The following is a 22069-nucleotide window of genomic DNA, read 5'->3' on the forward strand; positions in this document are numbered from 1 at the left end:
CGTCGCGCTTATCCGCTAGACTGGCACTTTCGTGTCTGTCGCGAATCTCGCGGCGAAATCAAATCTTGTGAGGTCCGTGTGGGTTCTGTAATTAAGAAGCGACGCAAGCGTATGGCGAAGAAGAAGCACCGCAAGCTGCTTCGTAAGACCCGCCATCAGCGTCGCAACAAGAAGTAGGACGGCTTAGCCCGTCCCCAAGCGTGAGCGTTAGGTCCTTTCGGGCCTAGCGCTTTTTGCTTGTGTGGACCCGGTTCGCGCGCGCCGCCCGGCGGATGCTCGCACGCTTCATCCGCATCACGGGCCAGTCGCGCGCCGCCGCGTATCGCGCGAGCGCGGCATCCGGGTTCACCACGACCGGGTGGCCGACCAGCTCGAGCAGCGGAATGTCGTTGTGCGAGTCCGAGTACGCCCAGCAGTCGGCGAGGTCTACCCCGCTCGCCTCCGCGCGTGCACGGGCCGCGTCGGACTTGAGCGCGCCGTGACAGACGCCGGCGGTCAGCCGACCTGTGAAGATGCCGTCGTCCGCCTCGAGCACGGTTCCGACCGCGCCCGTGAAGCCCAGGCGCGCGGCGATGACGTCGGCGACCTCCTGCACGCTCGCGGTGAGCAGCCAGACCTCGTGGCCGGTCTCGAGGTGCCGTCTGGCCACCGCGACCGTCTCCGGCCAGAGCCGACGGGTGAGCTTCGTGTCGAAGATCTCCTCGCTCAAGCGGATGAGCTCGGCCTGCTCGAACCCGACGGCCACTTCGAGGGCGCGCAGCAGCACGGTGGAGAGGTGGTCGCGGTTCTCGCCGACCGCGAGGAACCGGGCCTGCTTCCAGCCGAACGAGGTGATGTCGCGCCGGGTGATCAGGCCGCATCGCCACGCGGCGACGCCCAGATGATAGAGGCTGGCCCCTCGCATCAGGGTGTTGTCGACATCGAAGAACGCGATGGCGCGCGGGGGAGTGGCTTGGAACATCTCCCTTGGAGTCTAGTTGGGTCACCATGCCGTGCCCGGCTTAGGGTGGGAGCATGGCCACTGCACTCCTCACCCTGATCGGCAAGCCCGGTTGTCACCTCTGCGACGATGCACGTGAGGTCGTGACGGGCGTCGTCCGCACCTTGGACGGAACGCCGGGAGCGCCCGAGATGGCGATCGAGGAGCGTTCGATCCTGGACGACGCGGCCCTCAGCGACCTGTATCTGGAGGACATTCCCGTGCTGATGATCAACGGCACGGTGCACAACTACTGGCGGATCGATCCCGACCGGCTCCGCACGGCGCTTCTGGCCGTGAAATGATTCGGCACGTGGTGTCGTGGCGGCTCGCCGCGACCGAGCCCGCCGCCCGTGCGGCCGATGCGGCCGCCATCGTCGAGCGCCTCGAGTCCCTCGTCGGCGTCGTCCCCGAGATCCGCACCCTGCAGGTCGGCACGGATGTCGTCGGGAACCCTAACTGGGACGTCGTGCTGATCGCGGACTACGAAGACCTCGACGCGCTCGCGCGCTACCAGGTGCACCCGGCCCACGAGGCCGTCGGCGCGTTCATCCGCTCCGTCGTCGCCGAGAAGTCCACCGTCGACGTGCAGTTCTGAGCCTTCCGGAACCACACAACGGAGGAGATCCGGGCTGCTGAGGCTGGGTGAGCCTCAGGGCGCCGGATCTCCTCCGTCTATCGAGCTATCGAGCTATCGAGCTATCGAGCTATCGAGTGGGACTGGCCTACGGCTCGAGGCGGGTCGGGCCGCGGAACAGGTAGGTGACCTCGCGGATGCTGGCCTGGTGCAGCATCAGCATCAGCACCCGGGCGAGGCCCATGCCGAAGCCGCCGTGGGCGGGAACGCCGTAGCGGAAGAAGTCGAGGTACCCGCCGAGCTCTTCCGGGTCGAGGCCCTTCTCGATCGCCTGGGCGGTGAGCACGTCGATGCGGTGCTCGCGCTGCGCGCCGGTCGAGATCTCGGTGCCGTTGAAGATCAGGTCGTAGCTGTTGGTGATGGTCTGGTCGTTCTCCGGGCGCATGTGGTAGAACGGGCGGATGCTCGCGGCGTAGTCGGTGAGGAACACGAACTCGTGCCCGTAGGTCTCGAGCACATACGCGGCGATCTGGCGCTCGCCCTCCGGGTCCATGTCGTCGTCGTCGCGCGGCACCTCATAGCCGCGGCTCTTGACGATTTCCTTGGCCTCGGCGAGGGGGATGCGCGGGAACGGCTGCGTCGGAACGGTAACCTCGACTCCGAACAGGGCCAGAACTTCCTCGCCGTGCTTGGCCTTGACGGCTGTGAAGCCGGCGACGAGGAGCTCCTCGTGCAGCTGCATGACGTCTTCGTGGCTGTCGATCCAGCTGATCTCGGCGTCGACGCTCGTGAACTCGGTCGCGTGGCGGCTCGTGAAGGAGGGGTCGGCGCGGAACGCCGGTCCGACCTCGAAGACCTTGCCGAAGCCGGCTGACTGCGCCATCTGCTTGAAGAACTGCGGGCTCTGCGCGAGGTAGGCCTTGGTGTCGAAGTAGTCGACCTCGAAGAGCTCTGCGCGGGACTCGCTCGCGCTCGCCATCAGCTTCGGGGTGTGCAGCTCGATGAAGTCGTGCTCGATCCAGTAGGTGCGCAGCGCGTGCTCGAAGGTGGTCTGGATGCGGAAGATCAGGTTCTGCTTCGGCTGGCGCAGGTCGAGGAAGCGCCAGTCGAGGCGCTTGTCGAGGCTCGAGTCCGCGGCGATCGGCGTCTCGGGGATGGCGGCGGTGACGACGGTGAGGCTCGCGAGCTTGATCTCGATGCCGCCGAGCTTGACCCGCTCGTCGTGCTTGAGTTCACCGGTCACGGTGATGAAGCTGCCCTGGGCGAGCGCGGAGATCGTGGTGGCCGGCTCGTCGGCGACGACGGCACCGTCGGCATCCGTCGTGCGGGGGTTCACGAGCTGCACCGCACCCGACTCGTCGCGCAGCACGACGAACTGCACCTTCTTCTGGTCGCGCACCGTATCGACCCACCCCGAGACCGTCACGGTTCCGTTGGAGAGGGCGGCCAGGTTCTTGATCAATACGCGCGAAGTCACCGCATAAGTTTAGCTGCACCGGCTCTCGGCTAATTCATGGGCACCTCCTCCGTAGAATGAGCGGGTGGTAGCCAGCCAGATCCATCTCGTCCGTCACGGTGAAGTGTTCAATCCCGAGCGCGTTCTGTACGGCAGGCTGCCCGAATTCCGGCTCTCCGACCTCGGCTCGGCTATGGCCGCGACCGCCGCCGTCGACCTCGTGGAGCGCGGCCGGCCGGTGCGTCGCGTCATCGCCTCCCCTCTCCAGCGCACGCGCGAGTCCGCGGCTCCGATCGCCGCGGCCTTCGGCCTGCCCGTCGAAATCGACGAGCGCATCATCGAACCGACCAACAGGTTCGAGGGCAAACGGATGTCCGGCGAGCACAGCGCCCTCCGCGACCCCCGCAACTGGCCGGCCATGCTCAACCCGCTGCGACCGAGCTGGGGCGAACCGTACCGGGCGATCTCCGCACGGATGCTCGCCGCCATCGACGAGGCCTACAACTCCGTGACCGACGGCGACGTCGTGCTCGTCAGCCACCAGCTGCCGATCTGGATGGTGCACCGCGCCCTCGCCGGCGAACGGCTCGCCCATGACCCGCGCGGCCGCCGCTGCGCCCTGTCCAGCATCACCACACTGTCCTGGCGGGGTGAGGGGCTCGTGGAGATCAGCTACGCGAACCCGGCAGCCGACCTGCAGGCCGGTGCCACGGACGTAGGAGCGGTGTGAAGGCCGGTCCGGGAATCGAAACGCGCCCGCGGCGGCGCCGCGCCGCCGGTCTGACGGGCCTGGTCGGTCTGCTCGCGCTCGCCCTGGTGCTCACCGGCTGCTCGACCGACCCCCTCGCCGACCAGTACCGCGCCGGCAGCAACAAGGGCTTCATCGCCGGAGACGGCAGTGTCACGGAGATCGCAGCCGCTGAACGCGGAGCCGCCGTGGCGTGGAACGGTCTCGACGAGACCGGCGCCGCCGTGTCGGACACCGACTATGCCGGAAAAGTACTCGTGCTCAACTTCTGGTACGCGAGCTGCGCACCCTGCCGGGTCGAGGCCCCTGCCCTGCAGAAGCTCAACGCCGAGTTCTCCGGGACGGGAGCCGAGTGGCTCGGCGTGAACGTGCGCGACCAGGCCGCGAACGCGATCGCGTTCAACCAGAGCTACGGCATCACCTATCCCTCGATCATGGATGTCGACGGCGGGGCCATGCAGCTCGCCTTCAGCGGCAGCATCCCGCCGAACGCGGTGCCGACCACGCTCGTGCTCGACAAGAGCGGCCGGGTCGCTGCGCGCATCCTCGGTGCCCTGTCGACGCCGTCGATCCTCGAGACCATTGTGCGCGACGCCATCGCCGAGGTCCCCGCGGCGTGAACAATCCCTTCGGCGAAATCGTCTTCAGCGGCCAGCTCCTGTTTGCGATTCCCATCGCGGTACTCGCCGGGCTCGTCTCGTTCGCGTCCCCGTGCATCCTGCCGCTCGTGCCCGGCTATCTGGCCTACATCGGCGGGTTCACCGACGGTCGGTCGACGGCCGGGCGCGGCGACCGGCGCGGCCGGAACCGGCTCCTGGCCGGCGTCGGCCTCTTCGTGCTCGGTTTCACCCTCGTCTTCGTGCTGACCGGGGTCGTCTTCGGCGCGGCCGGCTTCTGGCTCAACCAGTACCGCGACCTCGTCACCCGGGTCGCCGGCGTTGTCGTGATCCTGCTCGGGCTGGTCTTCGTCGGCCAGTTCGCCGCCCTGCAGCGCACGGTGAAGACGAGCTGGCGCCCGCGCGCCGGGCTGGCCGGCGCCCCCGTGCTCGGCGCGGTCTTCGCGGTCGGCTGGACACCGTGCACCGGTCCGACCCTCACCGCGATCAACTCGCTCAGCCTCACCACGGGCTCCCCGTGGCAGGGCGGCATCCTCGCGTTGTTCTACGCCCTCGGCCTCGGCATCCCGTTCCTGCTCATCGCGCTCGGCCTCAACTGGGCGACCGGGGCGGTGTCGTTCCTGAAGCGGCACGTCCGCGCGATCAATCTGTTCGGGGGCGTGCTCCTCGTCGTCATCGGCGTCCTCATGGTGACCGGCGTCTGGAATGCCTGGCTCCTCGACCTGCAAGGAGTGATCGGCAGTTATGTCCCGGCCATCTGACCACTACGATTCCCCCGCGCCGGCCCCGGCGTCCGACGATGTCACCCAGCCCAGGCTCGGCCTGATCGGCTGGCTGCGCTGGTTCTGGCGCCAGCTCACCAACATGCGCACCGCCCTGTTCCTGCTGCTCCTGCTCGCGATCGCCGCCGTGCCCGGCTCGCTCGTTCCCCAGCGCAGCTCGGACCCGAACGGCGTCACCCAGTACTTCGCGGACAACCCCGACCTCGCTCCCGTGCTCGACAAGATCCAGGCCTTCGACGTCTACTCCTCGGCGTGGTTCTCCGCGATCTACCTCCTCCTCTTCATCTCGCTCATCGGCTGCGTGATCCCGCGCACGAAGCACCACTTCCAGGCACTCAGGGCCCAGCCGCCGCGCACACCCGCGCGGCTCGTCCGGCTGGCCGGCTTCACCGAGCGCACCGCTCCGGCGGGCACGGATGCCGCGGCCGCGGTCGACTCCGCGCGCTCGCTCCTGAAGAAGAGCGGCTACCGCGTCGCCCTGTTCGACAGCGCGCCGCGCGGCGGTTCCAGGGAATTCTCGGCCTCCGCCGAGCGCGGCTACCTGCGCGAGACCGGCAACCTGGTGTTCCACTTCGCGCTCGTCGGCATCCTGATCACGGTCGGCTTCGGCAGCGGTTTCGGCTTCAGCGGCCAGCGGGTGCTCGTCGAGGGCCAGACCTTCGTGAACACCCTGCTCGCCTACGACTCGTTCAGCCCCGGCCGGTTCTTCACCGACTCGAGCCTCGAGCCGTACAAACTCACCCTCGACGACTTCAGCGTCACCTACGAAACCCAGAACCTCAAGGCGTACGGCCAGGCGATCGACTACTCCGCCGCCGTGAGCGTCACCCGCCGCGGCGAGGCCCTCCAGACCGGCGTCGTCAAGGTGAACGCCCCGATGCGCACCGGCGGCACCGACGTCTACCTGCTCGGCAATGGCTACGCGCCCTCGATCACCGTCAAGGACCCCAACGGGGTCGTCGTCTTCACCGACGCGGTTCCGTTCCTGCCGCAGGATGCGAACCTCACCTCGCTCGGCGTGATCAAGGTTCCGGACGGCCTCAGCGAACAGCTCGGCATGATCGGCTTCTTCTACCCGACCCAGGCGGCGAGTTCGACGGGCGCCTTCTACTCCTCGTACCCGGACCTCGAGTACCCGATGCTCACCCTGAACATCTACTCGGGCGACCTCGGGCTGAATGCCGGGGTGCCGACATCCGTCTACTCGCTCAACACCGACAAGATGACCCGGCTCACCGGCGGCAAGACCGGCGTGAAATCGCTCGAGCTGAAGCCGGGGGAGACCCAGCAGCTGCCGAACGGACTCGGCTCGGTCACGTTCAACGACGCGCACCCCGGCGCCGCCGCGAACGACTTCTCCGGGTCGGTGCTGCGCTTCGCGTCCTTCGACATCCACCACGACCCGACCCAGGTCTGGGTGCTGTCCTTCGCGGTCCTCGCGCTGCTCGGGCTCCTCACGAGTCTCTTCGTGCCGCGGCGCCGGGTCTGGGTCAAGGCGATCGAGCACGACGACGGGACACTGACCCTCGAGTACGCGGGGCTCGCCCGCGGCGAGGACCCCGCTCTCGAAGCCGCCGTGACCGACATCGCAGACCGTCATGGGCGACTGCTGGTATCCTCCACATCAGCCGTCCCGGCGACCGAACAGAATTAGGCTGACCACGTGAATCTCAACGAGCTCTCGATCCTGAGCCTGTACTCGGCGATGGCCGTCTATGCGCTCGCCTTCATTTCCTTCGCGTTCGACCTCGCCAAGCGGTCAGCGGCCGTGAAGACCGCCGACGAGGCCGCGGGCCTCGCGGCGCTCAGCGCCGTTCCGGTCGGTGTCGGCGCGGTCAACGGGATGCAGACGGCGGGCTCGACCGGAACCCTCGATTCGGGGAAGCCCGCGGGCACGATCGTCAACCGCATCAGCGCCCGGATCGCTAACGACGCGGCCACGCCGTACGGCCGCTCGAAGAGCCTGCGGATCGGAGTCTCGCTGACCGTCCTGGCCTGGGCGATCCACCTGATGGCGGACGTGCTGCGCGGCTTCGCCGCCGGCCGGGTGCCGTGGGCGAATATGTACGAGTTCGCGATGACGGGCACGCTGCTCATCGTCACGGTGTTCCTGATCGTGCTCACCCGCGCGGACCTGCGCTTCCTCGGCACCTTCGTGACCGGCATGGTGCTCGTGCTGCTCGGCATCGCGGCGCTGCGCTTCTACGTCGAGGTCGCCCCGCTGCCGCCGGCGCTCCAGTCCGCGTGGCTCGTGATCCACGTCTTCGTCGCCTCGCTCGGCACCGGGTTCTTCGCGCTCGGCTTCGCCCTCTCCGTGGTGCAACTGCTGCAGTTCCGGCGGGAGGCGCTCGTCGCGACCGCCGGCCGCGTGCGGCTGCGCTTCCTCGCGACGCTGCCCTCGGCCGCGACACTCGAGAACCTGGCGTACCGGGTGCACATCATCGGCTTCATCCTCTGGACGTTCACCCTGATGGCCGGCTCGATCTGGGCGGAGAAGGCCTGGGGCCGTTACTGGGGCTGGGACACCAAGGAAGTCTGGACCTTCATCATCTGGACCATCTACGCCGGGTACATCCACGCGCGGGCCACCCGCGGCTGGCGCGGCTCACGCTCGGCGTGGCTCGCGATCGTCGGGTTCAGCGCCGTCATGTTCAACTTCGGCGTCGTCAACGTCTTCTTCAAGGGACTGCACGCCTACTCCGGCCTCTAGCCCGGCATCCGCCCGCCTCGTCTCGCCCGACCGGCCCGTCAGTCGGCGAGCGGGGTTTCGGGGGTCTCTGCGGGCTCCGCGGCGAGCAGGGCGTGGCAGCGGGTGAGGCGGGCGAGCCACCAGTCGCGCCGTTCGGCGGATGCCTCGTAGCGGTCGAGCAGGTCGGCGTCCGGTACGACGCGGCGCACCGGGATGCGGCCGTCGACGGGGAGAAGCGGATCGTGGGTGACGTCGGCCGCGAGCAGCGAGGCCGTGCCGAGGCCGCAGTCGAACTCGAGGCCGGGGATCGCGGCGGCGAGGTAGGCGCCCATCGCGATGCCGACCGAGGTGTCGAGGGCGCTCGAGACCACGACGGGCAGGCCGGCCTGCGCGACGAGGTCGAGTGCGACGTGGATTCCGCCGAGCGGCGCCGCCTTGATCACGAGGATGTCGGCGGAGCCGGTCGTCGCGACGAGCAGCGGGTCCTCCGCGCGACGCACGCTCTCGTCGGCGGCGACGGGGATGCCGAGGTAGTCGGCGGAACGGCGGCGGATCTCCGCGAGTTCTTCGATGCTCGCGCACGGCTGCTCGACGTACTCGAGGTCGAACTCGCCGAGGGCGTTCAGGGCGTGTTCGGCCTCGTCGAGGTTCCAGAGACCGTTCGCGTCCACGCGGATGCGGCCCTCCGGGCCCAGCACCCGGCGCACCGCGCGCACGCGGGCGACGTCGTCCGCGAGGGTCTGCCCGGGGGCGGCGACCTTCACCTTGGCCGTGCGGCACCCGGGGAAGCGGGCGAGGACATCCGCGACGAGCTCGGCGTCGATCGCAGGCACGGTCGCGTTGACCGGGATGCTGTCGCGCAAGAGCGCGGGGGTGGGCGTCCAGCCGAAGTCGATCGCGGCGCGCAGCCAGGCGACGGACTCGGCGTCGTCGTACTCGGCGAACGGCGCGAACTCCGTCCAGCCCTCCGGACCGCGGAGGAGGAGTGCCTCGCGGGTGTCGATTCCGCGGAATCGGGTGATGAGCGGCAACGCGACAATGCGGGCCGTTCCGAGCAACTCTGCGAGTGGGGGAAGCATGGTTCCAGTCTGCCAGCCGGGCGCGGGTGCGGCCGACCGGTCGCGACGCGGGCGTGGAGCCGCGCAGTGCGTCGCGCGCCAGATCCGCCGGTCCGCGCCAGGCATACCAGGCGCGAAGCGGCGCACGTGGTGCGCGGCCGGATCGCCGAGGCGGGCGGTGAGCCGGGTACGCGCGGTTAGAGAGAGTCGTGGTTGAAGGCGCCGTCGACCTCGAGGTCGAGGTCGTCCCCGTTGGTGGGTTTGACATCGAGGACTGCGAACGCGATGCCGGGCGCGATCAGGAGGTACGCTTCCTCGAAGCGGCCGCCGCCGCTGTTGACGGACAGCCAGTACGGCTGCCCGGACGTGACGGCCGCGCTGATCTCGTTCCGGACGGACTCGGCCGACCGCCCGCCGAGGGAGTACTGCTGGCCGCCATAGACGATGTCGATGCGAATCATGGTTCGTCCTTCGTCGCGAGCACGGATGTCGGCCGGTGCGGCTCCGGGACCAGCTGCAGGCCGCCCGAGGAGTTGGCGGTGAGCATGAGAGCCTCGACCCAGTCGCGGTTGAGGCTCGGCGAGCGTCCGCCGAAGTATTTGAAGGCGAGCGGGATGGCCGGATGCAGCCAGATCGTGCTTCGGCCGTCGCCTCCGGACGGGTCGTCCCTCCACGTGAAGTAGAAGCACTCTCCCCGGCGCAGCTTCGCTCCGATGACAACCTGGATGTGCGCCAGGATGCGATCATCAAAGTCGGCCGTCACCGTCGAGTTATAGGTGAGCTTTCCCATGATTCCCTCGTTGGCGCGTCATACAGAATTATCACTAATAATCGAGTCGCTGCCAACGCTCAATTCGGGGGGTACTGGAGAGCCGTGGAGTGGGTTCGGTCACGCGCGTGCCGACTGTCCGGGTGCTCCCGCACACAACAGTCGGCACGCGCGCATCTGTGCGCGGGTCTAGTCGCGCAAGTACCGCTCGAGCCTGGGCACGTGCAGGAGGGCCAGCGCGCGCTTCTCGATCTGGCGGACCCGCTCCCGGGTGACGCCCTGGATGACGGCGATCTGGTCGAGGGTGCGCGGCTCGTCGCCGTCGAGCCCGAACCGGGCCTTCAGGATCGACCGCTCCCGCGGCGGCAGGGCGTCGAGGTAGAAGCAGATGTCCGCGGCACGCAGCGTGACCGTCGCGTACTCGTCGGGCTGGGGCAGGTCGTCGTCGATGATGAGTTCCGAGATGTCCCCGACGCCGTCGCCGACCGGGGAGTGCAGGGAGATCGGCTCGTTGTCGTACTGCAGCAGCCGCGAGACGTCGCGGATGGGGATCTGTGCGGCCTCGGAGAGCTCCTTGAGCGAGGGGTCCCTGTCGAGGGTGCTCGTGAGGTCGCGGCGGATGCGCTTGATCTTGTTGAGCTTCTCCGCGGTGTGCACGGGGATGCGGATCATCCGGGACTTGTCTGCCATGCCGCGGTGGATCGCCTGGCGGATCCACCAGGTCGCGTAGGTGGAGAACTTGTAGCCGGTCATGAAGTCGTACTTCTCGACCGCTCGCACGAGGCCGATGTTGCCGTCCTGGACGAGGTCCATGATCGGCACGCCGCGGCCGGAGTAGTGCTTCGCGATGCTGACGACGAGGCGAAGGTTGGCTTCGATGAAGTGGTTCTTCGCCCGGCCGCCATCGTGGGCGAGCCAGGCCAGTTCCCGGGAGAGCTCCGGGTCGTCGATCCCGTGCGCGAGCTTCTCGGCGGCGAACAGGCCGACCTCGATGCGCCTGGCGAGGTTGACTTCGTCCTCTGCGCTCAGGAGCGGACCCTTGCCGATGCGACGCAGGTAGTCGCCGAAAGCGTCCGTGGACGCCCGGCTATAGCGGGAGGCTGCGGTGCTGCCGGCCGAACGCGCAGACGAGCCGGCCGGGTTGATCGAGGGAAGTGGGGCGCGGTAGGAGTCGGGGGAGTCGAAGTGTTCGTGGGTCGGTGCGGACGTGTGCATGGTCACGGTCATGAGTGCACCGCCGTTCCGAGGGCATTCGGGCGTTTTCTGGTCTCATCTGCCGGGGTCGTGCGGATGTCGGTGGTGCTGCGGGTTCGGGTTGCCACGTCGTTGTGGAGTGGCAGGTCGTTCAGGGCTCTTGACGGTGTGTCTAGATCTTTCATGACTACCTCCGGGTCTCACTCAGATCACAAGTACACATGGTGAAAATGGGGCGCTCAAGGGGGTTGACTTTGCCTCCACAAAAGGGGTATTTCTCATTTTTACCGGCGTGTCGCGTGATTTTCCGGGTTCCGGTATGTGAGAGCGCGGCCATCAGGGCTCGCGCCGTAGCTGCGCCCGCGCATCCGCCCCGGAACGCCCACGCAGGGTGCGCCGCGTAGGCTTGCTGCATGATCGAACAGGTGTCTGAAATCTTCGACCCGAGCCAGTGGCAACTCGTACCGGGCTTCGAGGCCCTGACCGACGTGACGTACCACCACGACCTCACCGGGCAGATTGCGCGCGTCGCTTTCAACCGGCCGGAGGTGCGCAACGCCTTCCGGCCGCACACCGTCGACGAGCTGCAGGACACCCTCGAAGACGCCAGGATGAACCCGCGCATCGGAGTCGTGCTCCTCACCGGGAACGGCCCGAGCCCGCGGGACGGCGGCTGGGCGTTCTGCTCGGGAGGCGACCAGCGCATCCGTGGCCGCGACGGCTACAAGTACGCGGAGGGCGACACCGCAACCGGCATCGACAAGGCCCGTGGCGGTCGACTGCACATCCTCGAGATCCAGCGTCTGATCCGCTTCATGCCCAAGGTCGTCATCGCCGTCATCCCCGGCTGGGCCGCGGGTGGCGGCCACTCCCTGCACGTGGTCTGCGACCTCAGTATCGCGAGCGCCGAGCACGCCAAGTTCAAGCAGACGGATGCCAATGTCGGTTCCTTCGACGCCGGTTACGGCAGCGCATACTTCGCCCGTCAGGTCGGGCAGAAGGCCGCGCGCGAGGTCTTCTTCCTCGCCCGTGAGTACTCCGCCCAGCGCGCCCTCGAGATGGGCGCGATCAACGCTGTCGTCCCGCACGCGGATCTCGAGAACGAAGCCATCGACTGGGCCCGCACGATCCTGACCAAGTCGCCCACCGCCATCCGCATGCTCAAGTTCGCCTTCAATGCCGTCGACGACGGTCTGGTCGGCCAGCAGGTCTTCGCGGGAGAGGCGACGCGCCTCGCCTACGGCACCGACGAGGCCGTCGAGGGGCGCGACGCGTTCCTGCAGAAACGCGATCCCGACTGGGGTCCGTACGACTGGCAGTTCTAGTCCCGCTGTGACACGGATGCTCCGGGTCGTCCCCGTCGATCGGCCGCTCGACCTGCTCGACCTGCTCCGCGAGGCCCTCTCCGGGCGCGGCGACGCCCTGCTGCCCGTGCCCGTGCTCACGCCGACCCTGCCCGAAACCGACGCCTCGCGCGCCAGCAGTGCCGAATCCGATGCTTCCCGCGCCAGTTTCGCCGGTACGCACCAGGCACGTCTGGCGCGAAACGGCGCAACGGGAGCGCGCGTCCCCGTTTCTGCTTCGCTGCCCGTGACCTCGCCAGTGCCCGGGACCGTTCCGGACGGCACGGTCGTCGTCATCGAGACGAGCGGCTCGACCGGCGTGCCCAAGCGGGTTCTGCTCGGCGCGCCCGCCCTTCGCGCGAGCGCCGCGGCGTCGAGTGCGGCGCTCGGAGGACCGGGCCAGTGGCTACTCGCCCTGCCCGCCCACTATGTCGCGGGCGTCCAGGTGCTCATCCGCTCGCTCGAGGCGGGGACGACGCCGGTCGTACTCGCGCCGGGACACTTCGACCCGGCCGAGTTCTTGGCCGCGGCGACCCGGCTGACCGCGCCGCTGCGCTACACCTCCCTTGTTCCCGTGCAGCTCGCGCGCCTGCTCGACGCGGTCGACGCCGCCGCTGCTGACGCGGCGCCGCACGACGGTGGTGCCGTCGGCGCCGCGGACGAGGCCGCGGGACCCCTCGCGCTCCTGCGCCGCTTCACGGCGATCCTCGTCGGCGGCCAGGCCGTGCCTCCCGAACTCATTGCACGTTCCGCCGCCCACGGCATCACGGTCGTGCGCACCTACGGCTCCTCGGAAACGGCCGGCGGATGCTGCTACAACGGTCGCCCGATCGGCGACACGGTCGTGCGGGTCGTCGCCGGCGAACTCGAGATCTCCGGCTCCGTGCTCGCCGACGGGTACCTCGACGACCCGCTGCGCACCCACGACCGCTTCACCGAGGAGAACGGCGTGCGCTGGTACCGCACCGGCGACCTCGGCGAGGTCGACGCCGTGACCGGCCTCGTGCGCGTGCTCGGCCGCGCGGACAACGTGATCATCTCCGGCGGCGAGAAGGTCTCCCTCGACGCCGTCGAACGCGTGGTGCGCGCGCTGCCTGGTTTCGCCGACGCGGTTGTGATCGGGGCGACGGATGCCCGGTGGGGCCAGGTCCCGGTCGTCGCTGTCCCGGGGTCGCACGCCGAGGCGCCGACCCGGTCGGCGGTCGAGGACTCGCCCGCGTCGTGGGCCGCAGCTCCGTCCGTCTCCCCGGAGACGTCTGCGACGCAACTCGCGGTTGTGAAGGACGCCGTCGCATCCGTGCTCGGCAAGGCGGCCCGGCCCGCCCAACTGCTCCTCGTCGCCGAGATCCCCGTGCTTGCCTCCGGCAAGCCGGACCGGCGCGCCCTGCAGCGCCTCGCAGAGACCGGCAGCTGAACCCTCGCGCACTCGCGGCATCCTCTGATCAAGCGCCCGGTAACATGAAAACGTGGCACAGGGAGCGCGGCCGGTCAGGCCCAAAATGCAGCGATTGAATCCTTCGGAGACCCTCGGGGCGGCGGCGTCCGGCGGACAGCCGACCGGAAAGCAGACGGGGAAGCCCGCGGGCAAGCCCGCCGGCACCGGTCGATCGGGCAACCCCGCGAAGCGGAACGCCCCACAGGCGCACGGCCGTTCCGGATCGGCGACGGGATCGGCGACGGCCGGCGACTGGATCTCCGGCGCGCGCCTCCGCACCCTTCCCCTCGCGATCGCCCCGGTCGCCCTCGGCACCGGCGCGGCCATCGTCGCGAGCGAGCCCGGAGTCTTCCACCCGGTGCGCGCCCTGCTCGCGCTCATCGTGGCACTCTGCCTGCAGATCGGCGTGAACTACGCGAACGACTACTCCGACGGCATCCGCGGCACCGACGCCTATCGCGTCGGCCCGGCCAGGCTCACCGGCGGCGGAGCGGCCAGGCCCCGGTCCGTGCTCACGGTCGCGCTCGCGTTCTTCGCGCTCGCCGCGCTCGCCGGACTCGTGCTCGTGGTCCTGAGCGGCCAGTGGTGGCTGCTGCTCGTCGGCGCGGCCGCGATCGTCGCCGCCTGGTTCTACACCGGCGGCAAGCGCCCGTACGGCTACTTCGGCCTCGGCGAGCTCTTCGTGTTCGTGTTCTTCGGACTCGTCGCAACCGCGGGCACGACCTTCGTGCAGGTCGGAACGGTGAACCTCGAGAGCTGGCTCGGCGGGGTCGCGATCGGCCTGATCGCCTGCGCCGTACTCATGGTCAACAACCTCCGAGACATCGTCCCGGACAAGGCCTCCGGCAAGCGCACCCTCGCGGTGCTGATCGGCAACCTGCCCGGCCGCATCGTTTTCTGCGTGCTGCTGCTCGTGCCGTTCCTGATCGCGGCCTTCTTCGCGCTGTTCTACCCGCTGGCCTGGTTCGTGCTCTTCGTGCTCCTGCTCGCCCTTCCGGCGTGCCTGATCACCGTCACGGCGAAGACCGCCGCCGAGCTCATCCTGGCGCTCAAGCTCACGAGCTTCAGCGCGCTCCTGTACGGCCTGCTACTGGGCGCTGCCTTCGCGTTCTGAGGCCGGTGACGTTGCTGCCGGCACGGACGTTGCTGACGCGGCGGTCGTGACGGGCGCAGCGGATGCCGCGGCCGGCGTCGTCGCCTGGCCGGCGGCATCCGCTGCCTCGGCAGACTCTGCGATCTCTGCGGCCTCTGCTGCCTCCGCGGCGTCTGCTGCGCGGTCGATGGCGGCGTCTTCCGACTCCGCGTCCGGGTGCACGACCTCAGCGGTCGGGTGCCGAGCCGTGTAGAGGTCGCGGGCGACCTGCTCCCGGGGCGTCCGCAGGAAGATGTACGACAGGCAGAGGCCGATCAGTGCCGCGACGATGGCGGAGATCCACCAGACGATCGAAAGCATCAGCAGCACCGCGAGCGGGACTGCGAACATGAGGATGCGGTAGACCGAGTAGCTCAGCCAGGACGGGACAGCTTTCATGCTTTCAGCATAGATTGTGGTTCCGATCGTCAGATTTACCGACATCTGCGTACTCACCGATCTCTCGGGTGACATACGTAGAATGAGCGGATGGTAAAGGTGTGGCTTGTCGTAGGAATTGCGGTCATTCTCGTGACCGTCTATGCGCTCGTCGAGTGTGTCACCTTCGACCGCAGCCGGATCCGCGGTTTGCCGCGCTGGGTCTGGGTTTTTGTGATCGTCCTGGTCCCCGTCGTCGGCGCCCTGCTCTGGCTGTTCATCGGCCGCGGCAGCAACCAGCGTGCGGCGCCCGGTCGCGGCGCAACGCGGCAGCTCGCCCCCGATGACGATCCCGACTTCCTGAAGAGCCTCGGCCGTGACCGTCTCCAGGAGGAGCGCATCCGCCAGCTGGAGCAGGAGCTCGCCGACCTCGACAAGCCTGACCCGAGTGACAAGCCCGATCGACCGGGCAAGGGCCAGAGCTCCGGTCCCGGCAAGGGGCAGGCCGCCGGTCCGGCGAAGGGTCCTGCCGCAGCGGAGCCGAAGAAGACGACCGACCCTGGCGAGGGCGAACTGCCTGGCCGCCGGGATGCCTGACCCGATCCTGACCGACACCGCGGCCGTGGGCGGCACCGTGCTGCCGGGTGGCCCCGTGTCCTCGGGTGCCTCGGCGCCGCCGGACGGCACTGTACCCTCGGGTGCCTCGGCGCCAGCGGATACCTCCGCGTCCTTCAGCGATCCCGGGCCTTCCGGCAGTCCGGCGACCGATTTCAGCGTCGCCCTCCTCCGCGCGTTCGTGAGCCTCGGCATCCGTGACATCGTCGTGAGCCCCGGGTCCCGCTCGCAGGCGCTCGCGCTGGTCGCCGCGGAACTCGAACGCCTCGGACTGGTCCGCCTGCACGTGCGCATCGACGAACGCGGCGCCGGCTTCCTCGCGCTCGGCCTCGCGGTCGAGACCGGCGTTCCCGCCCTCGTGATCTGCACCTCCGGAACCGCCGTCGCCAACCTGCACCCCGCGGTGCTCGAGGCCCATCACTCCGGGGTGCCCGTCATCGTGCTGACGGCCGATCGTCCCGTCGAGCTCCGCGGCATCCGCTCGAACCAGACCACCGTGCAGACCGGACTCTTCGGCGTCGCGACCCGACTCTGCCTCGACGTGCCCGCCCCCGGTGCTGCCGCTGACGCCAGCCCCGCTGCTGCCACTGCGGTTCGCACTGCCGACTCCGTCCGCGCCGGTGAACTGGCCATCCGGGCGATGGCTGCCGCGACCGGCGTCCGCTCGCTCGACCCCGGTCCCGTGCAGCTCAACCTCGCTTTCCGGGAGCCCCTCTCCGCCCCCGTGACCCTCGAGCGCTCCGCCGCCCCGCTCGCGACAGCCGGTGAGCCGTCGGTCGACGGCGGCCAGTCCGACGACGCGCCGACATTCGCGGCGTCGGGCAACGACGCGGCTGCGGGTGCTGCCGCTGTGGGCGACACTGCTCTGGGCGCTGCCACCCCAGCCGCCGCCGCGAACGTTGCGGGTTCGAGCTCCGTTGCGTCGGGCACTGCGGTGGTGGGCGACGCGGCCGTTCTCGTTGTCGACGCGGGACCGCGCACCGTTGTGGTCGCCGGCACGGGCGCGGGGAGCGCCGCAGAGGAGTTCGCGCGGGCCGGCGGCTGGCCGCTGCTCGCCGAGGTGTCGAGCAACGCCCGCTTCGGGCCGAACCTCGTGGCCGCCTACCGCGAGCTGCTGCAGGACGAGGACTTCGGCGGGCGGGTCGAACGCGTGATCGTGTTCGGGCATCCGTCGCTGAGCCGGGAGATCCCGGCCCTCATCCAGCGTGAGGACGTCGAGACGATCGTCGTCGCCCCGACCGGCGCCGAGTGGTACAACCCGGGGCACCGGGTGCGCACGTTCGCCCGCGCGGCGCGCGTCGGCGCATCCGCAACGGCTGCGGCGGAGACCCGCGACGGCCGGGCCTGGCTCGGCAGCTGGGTGATGACGAGTCGGCGGGTTCTCGACGCCGCGACCGACGAAGCGGATGTCCCCTTCGGTGCCCACGGGATGACCCGCGCCGAATTCGCCGCACTCCGCGCGCCCGTCACCCGGAGCATGCTCGTCGACGCCGTCTGGCGGGCTTCGTGGCCGCACGACCGGCTCGTGCTCGGCGCGTCCCGGCTGGTCCGCGAGGCGGACCGGCGCGTGCCGGGCAAGAAGATCTCCGTGCACGCGAACCGCGGTCTCGCGGGCATCGACGGCACGATCGCGACCGCGACGGGCATCGCGCTCGCGAGCCAGGCGTTCCTGGACGGCAGCGAGCCGCGCTCGACCGGCACGACCCGGCTGCTCCTCGGCGACCTCGCCCTGCTGCACGACGCGGGGTCGATGCTCCTGGTCCCGGGTGAGGCCCGGGCGCGGCTGCAGGTCATCGTCGGCAACGACGGCGGCGGAACCATTTTCGACGGGCTCGAGGTCGCGGCATCCGCCCCCGCAGACCAGATCAGCAGGGTGCTCTACACGCCGCAGAGTGTCGACCTTTCCGCGCTCGCCGCGGCGTACGGCTGGGAGTACGGCCGGGCAGCGACCCGGAGCGAGCTCGAGCGGGCGCTCACCGCACCGCCGCTCGGCCCGAGCCTGCTCGAGGTGCCGCTCACGCGATAGGTTTTTCGGTGGGACCCCGCGCGGGTCCGGCTGGAGAGTGTCTGTTTCCTGCAGTTTCCGACGAAGGGTGCATCATGAGCGGACTCAACCGAAAGTTCTGGGATTCCGACCCGATCGAGAAGCTCCGGGTCGGACCGGGATTCCGGCTCGCCGCCGTCGACCCGGACGCGACGCCCGGCTTCGACGGCGTCGTGAAGAAGAACGCCGACGAGGCGCTCGCCTCCGGCGTGGGTCTGCTCGATTCGCTGCAGGAGAAGCTCTACGCCAACAGCAAAGCCGCGGCGGCCGACGGCGGCGGACGCAAGGTGCTCCTCGTCCTGCAGGCCATGGACACCGCGGGCAAGGGCGGCATCGTGCGGCACGTCGTCGGGTCCGTCGATCCCCAGGGCGTGCGCCTCACCGCGTTCAAGGCGCCCACGCCCGAGGAACGCGCGCACGACTTCCTCTGGCGGGTGCGCAGTCGCGTGCCGGGTCCCGGCCTGATCGGAGTATTCGACCGCTCGCACTACGAGGACGTGCTGATCGCCCGCGTGCACGAGCTCGCCCCCGCCGAGGAGATCGAGGCCCGGTACGGGCAGATCCGCCAGTTCGAGCAGGACCTCGTCGACGACGGCACCACGATCGTCAAGGTCATGCTGCAGATCAGCTCGGCCGACCAGAAGGAGCGCCTGCTCGACCGCCTCGACCGCCCGGACAAGCACTGGAAGTACAACCCGGGCGACGTCGACGAGCGGATGCGCTGGGCCGACTACCAGACGGCCTACCAGATCGCCCTCGAACGCACCTCGACCCCCGACGCACCGTGGTTCGTCGTTCCCGCCGGCAAGAAGTGGTACGCGCGCCTGGCCGTGCAGCACCTGCTGATCGACGCCCTCGAGCGCCTGAATCTCGACTGGCCGCCCGCCGCCTTCGACGTCGCCGCCGAAAAGCTGCGCCTCGCCGCCACCTGACCCGCCTCATCCGTGCGCCCCGCCCCAGCCCCGCCCGCTCCTCCCGTTCTGCCCGCGAGAGTACGAAATCGGCCCTTATGGAGCCGTTTTAAGGGCCATAATCGTGCTCTCGCGGTTCACAGCGCTGAGCGCTGAGCGAAGCGGAAGGGGTGGGGACTAGCCGAAGGCCTCGACGATGGGGCGGAACTTCATCCGGGTTTCGGCGAGCTCGCGGTCGGGTTCGGAGCCGAGCACGATGCCGCAGCCGGCGTATGCCGTGACGTCGCCGGTCGGCGTGACCTGGGCGCAGCGCAGCGCGATCGCCCATTCGCCGTCGCCATCCGCGCCGACCCAGCCGACCGGTCCGGCGTACCGGCCGCGGTCGAAGGGCTCGAGTTCGCGGATCAGCGCGAGTGCGGCCTGTGTCGGCGTTCCCGCGACCGCCGCGGTCGGGTGCATGGCGGCGATGAGGTCGAGGGAGGTCGATCCGTCGGAGAGGGTGCCCTCGACATCCGTTGCGAGGTGCCAGAGGTTCGGGAGCTTGACGGTGAACGGCAGCTCGCTCGTGAGCAGGTGCGAGGTGTGCGGGCGCAGCGAGGCGAGCACGCTCTGCACGGCGAAGGCGTGTTCGTCGCCGTCCTTCGCACTCGTCGCGAGCGCGGCTGCGGCCTCGAGGTCCGCGGCGGCGTCGGCACCCCGGGAGACGGTCCCGGCGAGCACCCGGGCGTTGACCTCGCCGTGGTCCGCCCGGATCAGGGTTTCAGGGCTCGACCCGACGAGGCCGTCGACGGCGTAGGTCCAGCAGTCCGGGTAGCCGAGTGCGAGCTCGCTGATCGTGCGGCGCAGGTCCGACTTCGCCGGAAGGTGCCCGCGCAGGTCGCGGGCGAGCACGACCTTGTTCACCTCCCCGGCGGAGAGCCGAACGACCGCCTCATCGACGGCCGCCTTGTAGGCCTCGGGCCGCAGCGTGCCCGAGAGCAGCGAGATGCGGTATTCCGTGCCGAGCGGATGCAGCGCCACGGGAATTTCCGGAGGGGTTCCGCCGGTCGGCCAGATCCGGGTGACCCAGCAGAGTCCGTCCTCACGCCCGACGATGACCTCAGGTACGAGCAGCACGCTCGTCTCGGCGGATTCGTCGTCGAAGGCGAAGGTTCCGAACGCCAACAGGCCGGTGCCCGTTCGCGCGAGCGGGTCGGTCACCGTCGCGGCGGCGACCACGTCCCGCCACGCGGTCGCGGCATCCGTCATGCGGGTCGGGCCGGAGAATTCGAGCCGCAGCGCCGAGCCGAGGCCGGCGAGGCCCTGATTGCGGCGCATCCAGAGCAGCGGCTTCTGGGCGTCGAGAAGAAGGACCAGTTGTCGAATGTCGGCAATGGGAGTGGTTTCAACCGTTAGGGCCTGCACATTCACTTGCCCAGCCTATGCCAGCCGCCGCGTGCACCCGCTTCCGGGGCCAGAACGGCGCTATCACCGGCTTCGCAGGATGACCGGGGAGCGGCAACCTAGACTGTTGGAGTGAACAGAGCAGACCTCAGTAAGCAGCCGGAGCAGGTCGCTGCCATGTTCGATCAGGTGTCGACGCATTACGACCGCACGAACGCGGTGCTTTCGGTCGGAAACGCCGCCCTGTGGCGGCTCCAGGCGACCCGTGCCGTCAACCCGCAGGCGGGCGAGCGCATCCTCGACATCGCCGCGGGCACCGGCACCTCGAGCGTCGCGCTGACCCACACCGGCGCCCACGTCGTCGCCGCCGACTTCTCCGCCGGCATGATCAAGGTCGGCCGCGAACGCCACGCCGGCAACCCGCTCATTGAGTTCGTCCAGGCCGACGCGACAGCGCTGCCCTTCGCCGACAACGAATTCGACGCCGTCACCATTTCCTTCGGCCTCCGCAACGTCGTGGAACCGCGCAAGGCGCTCGCCGAGTTCTTCCGGGTCACCAAGCCCGGCGGCAGGGTCGTCATCTGCGAGTTCTCCACCCCGCCGAACCCGGTCATCCGCGGCGCATATTTCGCCTACCTCAACCAGGTGATGCCCCGGGTGGTCAAGCTCGCCTCCTCGAACGCCGAGGCGTACGACTACCTCGGCGAATCGATCGCCGCCTGGCCGACCCAGCCCGTGCTGAGCGGATGGCTCCGCGACGTCGGGTACGAGTCCGTTGCCTACAAGAACCTCACCCTCGGAATCGTGGCGCTGCACCGCGGCGTCAAGGCCGCCCCTGCGGCAGTCCCCGCCGACTGAAACTCCCCACCCAATGGATAGGCTGTCAGAGTGAAACCGAGCGTTCCCCTGTTCCGGCGCGGCTCCTCCGTGACGAGCCAGATCGGCCTCAGCGATCGAATCTTCTCGACAGCGGATGACCGGGGCCTGGCCGCCGGCATCGACGCCGGTCTCGAGCGGGTCGAGGCGAGCCTCTTCGCCGAGATCGTCTTCGCCGACGAGATCGCGAGCGTCACCACCCGGTATCTGCTCGAAGCCGGCGGCAAGCGGGTTCGCCCGATGCTCGCCCTCCTCACCGCCCACCTCGGCAGCGGTGGGATCACCGACGTCGTGACCGCGTCGACAGCCATCGAGATCACCCACCTCGCCTCGCTCTACCACGACGACGTCATGGACGACTCCGGTCAGCGTCGCGGAGTGCCGAGCGCCCAGACGGTCTGGGGAAACTCGGTCGCGATCCTCACCGGCGACCTGTTGTTCGCCCGGGCGAGCCAGCTGATGGCCAAACTCGGCGAGCGGGCCATTCGCCTGCAGGCGGACACCTTCGAACGCCTCGTCATGGGGCAGCTTCACGAAACCGTCGGCCCGCACGCGGGCGACGACCCGATCGAGCACTACATCTCGGTGCTCGCCGACAAAACGGGTTCGCTCATTGCGGCGGCGGCCCAGGCCGGCATCATCTTCTCGGATGCGCCCGACGAATTCGAACAGCCGCTCGTGAGCTTCGGCGAGAAGATCGGCGTCGCGTTCCAGCTCATCGACGACGTGCTCGACCTGTCCCCGCAGCCCGAGGCGACCGGGAAGGTCCCCGGAACCGACCTGCGCGCCGGGGTTGCGACCCTGCCCGTGCTCAGGCTCCGCGAGCGCGCCGGCGACGACCCGGCATCCGCCGCCCTGCTCGAACGCCTCGAACGCGACGTCATGAGCAGCCAGGGCACCCGGTCGGAAGCGGCCGACTCCGCGATCGCCGCGCTCCGCGACCACGACGTGACCGCGCAGACCCTCTCCGAAGCGCACGGCTGGGCACACGACGCCGTCGCCTCACTCGACCCCCTCCCAGACGGGTCCGTCAAGAAGGCGCTGACCCGATTCGCCGACACGATCGTCGAGCGATCAAGTTAG

Annotated in this window: 24 protein-coding genes; 16 read left to right on the forward strand and 8 right to left on the reverse strand. The window is 69.4% G+C overall.

The genetic code is table 11. From position 1 onward, the window contains the following. The first annotated feature begins 78 nt into the window (after positions 1-78). A complete protein-coding gene (locus MQH31_RS00140; RefSeq protein ID WP_003792170.1) occupies positions 79-177 on the forward strand; it encodes a 30S ribosomal protein bS22 in 99 nt (32 codons plus the stop codon). Between the two features lie 46 nt (positions 178-223). Here MQH31_RS00140 and MQH31_RS00145 read toward each other — a convergent pair whose 3' ends face one another. Further along, the gene (locus tag MQH31_RS00145; protein WP_243010493.1) at positions 224-961 is read right to left on the reverse strand and encodes an HAD family hydrolase; all 738 of its coding nucleotides are present in this window, start codon (positions 959-961) and stop codon (positions 224-226) included. 53 nt (positions 962-1014) lie between these two features. Between MQH31_RS00145 and MQH31_RS00150 the strand changes: the two genes are divergently transcribed. Then, positions 1015-1284 (forward strand): glutaredoxin family protein, encoded by a 270-nt coding sequence (locus tag MQH31_RS00150; protein ID WP_134534467.1) that lies wholly within the window; start codon positions 1015-1017, stop codon positions 1282-1284. 8 nt (positions 1285-1292) lie between these two features. Next, positions 1293-1577 carry a Dabb family protein gene (locus MQH31_RS00155; RefSeq protein WP_243010494.1) on the forward strand — a complete coding sequence of 95 codons (285 nt, stop codon included), beginning with the start codon at positions 1293-1295 and terminating at the stop codon, positions 1575-1577. 127 nt (positions 1578-1704) lie between these two features. Here the strand turns inward: MQH31_RS00155 and aspS are convergent, their stop codons facing one another. Continuing rightward, on the reverse strand, positions 1705-3033 hold the full coding sequence (aspS, locus tag MQH31_RS00160) for an aspartate--tRNA(Asn) ligase (protein WP_166792594.1): 1329 nt from the start codon (positions 3031-3033) through the stop codon (positions 1705-1707). A gap of 64 nt (positions 3034-3097) precedes the next feature. Here aspS and MQH31_RS00165 point away from each other — a divergent pair, with 64 nt between their 5' ends. The 5 genes from MQH31_RS00165 to ccsB are packed head-to-tail and all read left to right on the forward strand — an operon-like array spanning position 3098 to position 7869. Further along, complete coding sequence (locus MQH31_RS00165) at positions 3098-3742, forward strand: histidine phosphatase family protein (protein ID WP_243010495.1); 645 nt, start codon at positions 3098-3100, stop codon at positions 3740-3742. After that, positions 3739-4380, forward strand: coding sequence for a TlpA family protein disulfide reductase (locus MQH31_RS00170; RefSeq protein WP_243010496.1), 642 nt, complete (start codon positions 3739-3741; stop codon positions 4378-4380). The genes MQH31_RS00165 and MQH31_RS00170 overlap by 4 nt, the downstream gene beginning before the upstream one ends. Beyond that, positions 4377-5138, forward strand: coding sequence for a cytochrome c biogenesis CcdA family protein (locus MQH31_RS00175; RefSeq protein WP_243010497.1), 762 nt, complete (start codon positions 4377-4379; stop codon positions 5136-5138). The genes MQH31_RS00170 and MQH31_RS00175 overlap by 4 nt, the downstream gene beginning before the upstream one ends. Next, complete coding sequence (gene resB, locus MQH31_RS00180) at positions 5122-6813, forward strand: cytochrome c biogenesis protein ResB (protein WP_134534463.1); 1692 nt, start codon at positions 5122-5124, stop codon at positions 6811-6813. The genes MQH31_RS00175 and resB overlap by 17 nt, the downstream gene beginning before the upstream one ends. Positions 6814-6864: 51 nt before the next feature. Beyond that, positions 6865-7869 carry a c-type cytochrome biogenesis protein CcsB gene (gene ccsB / locus MQH31_RS00185; protein ID WP_243011638.1) on the forward strand — a complete coding sequence of 335 codons (1005 nt, stop codon included), beginning with the start codon at positions 6865-6867 and terminating at the stop codon, positions 7867-7869. A 38-nt stretch (positions 7870-7907) separates the two neighbouring features. Here ccsB and MQH31_RS00190 read toward each other — a convergent pair whose 3' ends face one another. From MQH31_RS00190 to MQH31_RS00205, 4 genes are all read right to left on the reverse strand, one after another. Beyond that, positions 7908-8927 carry an o-succinylbenzoate synthase gene (locus tag MQH31_RS00190; RefSeq protein WP_243010498.1) on the reverse strand — a complete coding sequence of 340 codons (1020 nt, stop codon included), beginning with the start codon at positions 8925-8927 and terminating at the stop codon, positions 7908-7910. Positions 8928-9103: 176 nt separating this feature from the next. Further along, entirely contained in the window at positions 9104-9367 is a 264-nt protein-coding gene (locus MQH31_RS00195) for a hypothetical protein (protein ID WP_243010499.1), read from the reverse strand. After that, complete coding sequence (locus MQH31_RS00200) at positions 9364-9696, reverse strand: DUF7882 family protein (RefSeq protein WP_243010500.1); 333 nt, start codon at positions 9694-9696, stop codon at positions 9364-9366. The genes MQH31_RS00195 and MQH31_RS00200 overlap by 4 nt, the downstream gene beginning before the upstream one ends. Positions 9697-9864: 168 nt before the next feature. Next, on the reverse strand, positions 9865-10902 hold the full coding sequence (locus MQH31_RS00205; protein WP_372488087.1) for a sigma-70 family RNA polymerase sigma factor: 1038 nt from the start codon (positions 10900-10902) through the stop codon (positions 9865-9867). Between the two features lie 380 nt (positions 10903-11282). Here MQH31_RS00205 and MQH31_RS00210 point away from each other — a divergent pair, with 380 nt between their 5' ends. The 3 genes from MQH31_RS00210 to MQH31_RS00220 all read left to right on the forward strand — a co-directional run bounded on the left by MQH31_RS00210 (position 11283) and on the right by MQH31_RS00220 (position 14761). Continuing rightward, complete coding sequence (locus MQH31_RS00210) at positions 11283-12194, forward strand: 1,4-dihydroxy-2-naphthoyl-CoA synthase (protein WP_243010501.1); 912 nt, start codon at positions 11283-11285, stop codon at positions 12192-12194. Between the two features lie 16 nt (positions 12195-12210). After that, complete coding sequence (locus tag MQH31_RS00215; protein WP_243011639.1) at positions 12211-13626, forward strand: AMP-binding protein; 1416 nt, start codon at positions 12211-12213, stop codon at positions 13624-13626. Between the two features lie 85 nt (positions 13627-13711). After that, a complete protein-coding gene (locus MQH31_RS00220; RefSeq protein ID WP_372488122.1) occupies positions 13712-14761 on the forward strand; it encodes a 1,4-dihydroxy-2-naphthoate polyprenyltransferase in 1050 nt (349 codons plus the stop codon). On the opposite strand, the gene MQH31_RS00225 is transcribed toward MQH31_RS00220, so the two are convergent. Further along, on the reverse strand, positions 14735-15178 hold the full coding sequence (locus MQH31_RS00225; RefSeq protein WP_243010502.1) for a DUF4229 domain-containing protein: 444 nt from the start codon (positions 15176-15178) through the stop codon (positions 14735-14737). The genes MQH31_RS00220 and MQH31_RS00225 overlap by 27 nt on opposite strands. Before the next feature lie 90 nt (positions 15179-15268). Here MQH31_RS00225 and MQH31_RS00230 point away from each other — a divergent pair, with 90 nt between their 5' ends. The 3 genes from MQH31_RS00230 to MQH31_RS00240 all read left to right on the forward strand — a co-directional run bounded on the left by MQH31_RS00230 (position 15269) and on the right by MQH31_RS00240 (position 18748). Continuing rightward, on the forward strand, positions 15269-15754 hold the full coding sequence (locus tag MQH31_RS00230) for a PLDc N-terminal domain-containing protein (protein ID WP_243010503.1): 486 nt from the start codon (positions 15269-15271) through the stop codon (positions 15752-15754). Then, positions 15747-17798: a 2-succinyl-5-enolpyruvyl-6-hydroxy-3-cyclohexene-1-carboxylic-acid synthase gene (menD, locus tag MQH31_RS00235; RefSeq protein WP_243010504.1), complete on the forward strand. Its 2052-nt coding sequence runs from the start codon at positions 15747-15749 to the stop codon at positions 17796-17798. Before MQH31_RS00230 ends, menD begins: the two co-directional genes overlap by 8 nt. Positions 17799-17872: 74 nt before the next feature. Next, positions 17873-18748, forward strand: a complete 876-nt coding sequence (locus tag MQH31_RS00240) for a polyphosphate kinase 2 family protein (RefSeq protein WP_243010505.1) — start codon at positions 17873-17875, stop codon at positions 18746-18748. Positions 18749-18904: 156 nt separating this feature from the next. Here MQH31_RS00240 and MQH31_RS00245 read toward each other — a convergent pair whose 3' ends face one another. Further along, positions 18905-20131, reverse strand: coding sequence for an isochorismate synthase (locus MQH31_RS00245; protein WP_372488123.1), 1227 nt, complete (start codon positions 20129-20131; stop codon positions 18905-18907). A 111-nt stretch (positions 20132-20242) separates the two neighbouring features. On the opposite strand from MQH31_RS00245, the gene ubiE reads away from it, so the two are divergent. Further along, positions 20243-20968 carry a bifunctional demethylmenaquinone methyltransferase/2-methoxy-6-polyprenyl-1,4-benzoquinol methylase UbiE gene (ubiE, locus tag MQH31_RS00250; RefSeq protein WP_166792593.1) on the forward strand — a complete coding sequence of 242 codons (726 nt, stop codon included), beginning with the start codon at positions 20243-20245 and terminating at the stop codon, positions 20966-20968. A 30-nt stretch (positions 20969-20998) separates the two neighbouring features. Continuing rightward, complete coding sequence (locus tag MQH31_RS00255) at positions 20999-22069, forward strand: polyprenyl synthetase family protein (protein ID WP_243010507.1); 1071 nt, start codon at positions 20999-21001, stop codon at positions 22067-22069.

The organism is Cryobacterium zhongshanensis, from assembly GCF_022760445.1.
Lineage (GTDB): Bacteria > Actinomycetota > Actinomycetes > Actinomycetales > Microbacteriaceae > Cryobacterium > Cryobacterium algoricola.

Coding starts and splice junctions, on each gene's coding strand:
- MQH31_RS00215 (WP_243011639.1), top strand. CDS start 12,211: ATGCTCCGGGTCGTCCCCGTCGATCGGCCGCTCGACCTGCTCGACCTG.
- resB (WP_134534463.1), top strand. CDS start 5,122: ATGTCCCGGCCATCTGACCACTACGATTCCCCCGCGCCGGCCCCGGCG.
- MQH31_RS00150 (WP_134534467.1), top strand. CDS start 1,015: ATGGCCACTGCACTCCTCACCCTGATCGGCAAGCCCGGTTGTCACCTC.
- ccsB (WP_243011638.1), top strand. CDS start 6,865: ATGGCCGTCTATGCGCTCGCCTTCATTTCCTTCGCGTTCGACCTCGCC.
- MQH31_RS00225 (WP_243010502.1), bottom strand. CDS start 15,178: ATGAAAGCTGTCCCGTCCTGGCTGAGCTACTCGGTCTACCGCATCCTC.
- MQH31_RS00210 (WP_243010501.1), top strand. CDS start 11,283: ATGATCGAACAGGTGTCTGAAATCTTCGACCCGAGCCAGTGGCAACTC.
- MQH31_RS00240 (WP_243010505.1), top strand. CDS start 17,873: ATGAGCGGACTCAACCGAAAGTTCTGGGATTCCGACCCGATCGAGAAG.
- menD (WP_243010504.1), top strand. CDS start 15,747: ATGCCTGACCCGATCCTGACCGACACCGCGGCCGTGGGCGGCACCGTG.
- MQH31_RS00190 (WP_243010498.1), bottom strand. CDS start 8,927: ATGCTTCCCCCACTCGCAGAGTTGCTCGGAACGGCCCGCATTGTCGCG.
- MQH31_RS00145 (WP_243010493.1), bottom strand. CDS start 961: ATGTTCCAAGCCACTCCCCCGCGCGCCATCGCGTTCTTCGATGTCGAC.
- MQH31_RS00200 (WP_243010500.1), bottom strand. CDS start 9,696: ATGGGAAAGCTCACCTATAACTCGACGGTGACGGCCGACTTTGATGAT.
- MQH31_RS00205 (WP_372488087.1), bottom strand. CDS start 10,902: ATGACCGTGACCATGCACACGTCCGCACCGACCCACGAACACTTCGAC.
- MQH31_RS00220 (WP_372488122.1), top strand. CDS start 13,712: ATGCAGCGATTGAATCCTTCGGAGACCCTCGGGGCGGCGGCGTCCGGC.
- MQH31_RS00230 (WP_243010503.1), top strand. CDS start 15,269: ATGGTAAAGGTGTGGCTTGTCGTAGGAATTGCGGTCATTCTCGTGACC.
- MQH31_RS00195 (WP_243010499.1), bottom strand. CDS start 9,367: ATGATTCGCATCGACATCGTCTATGGCGGCCAGCAGTACTCCCTCGGC.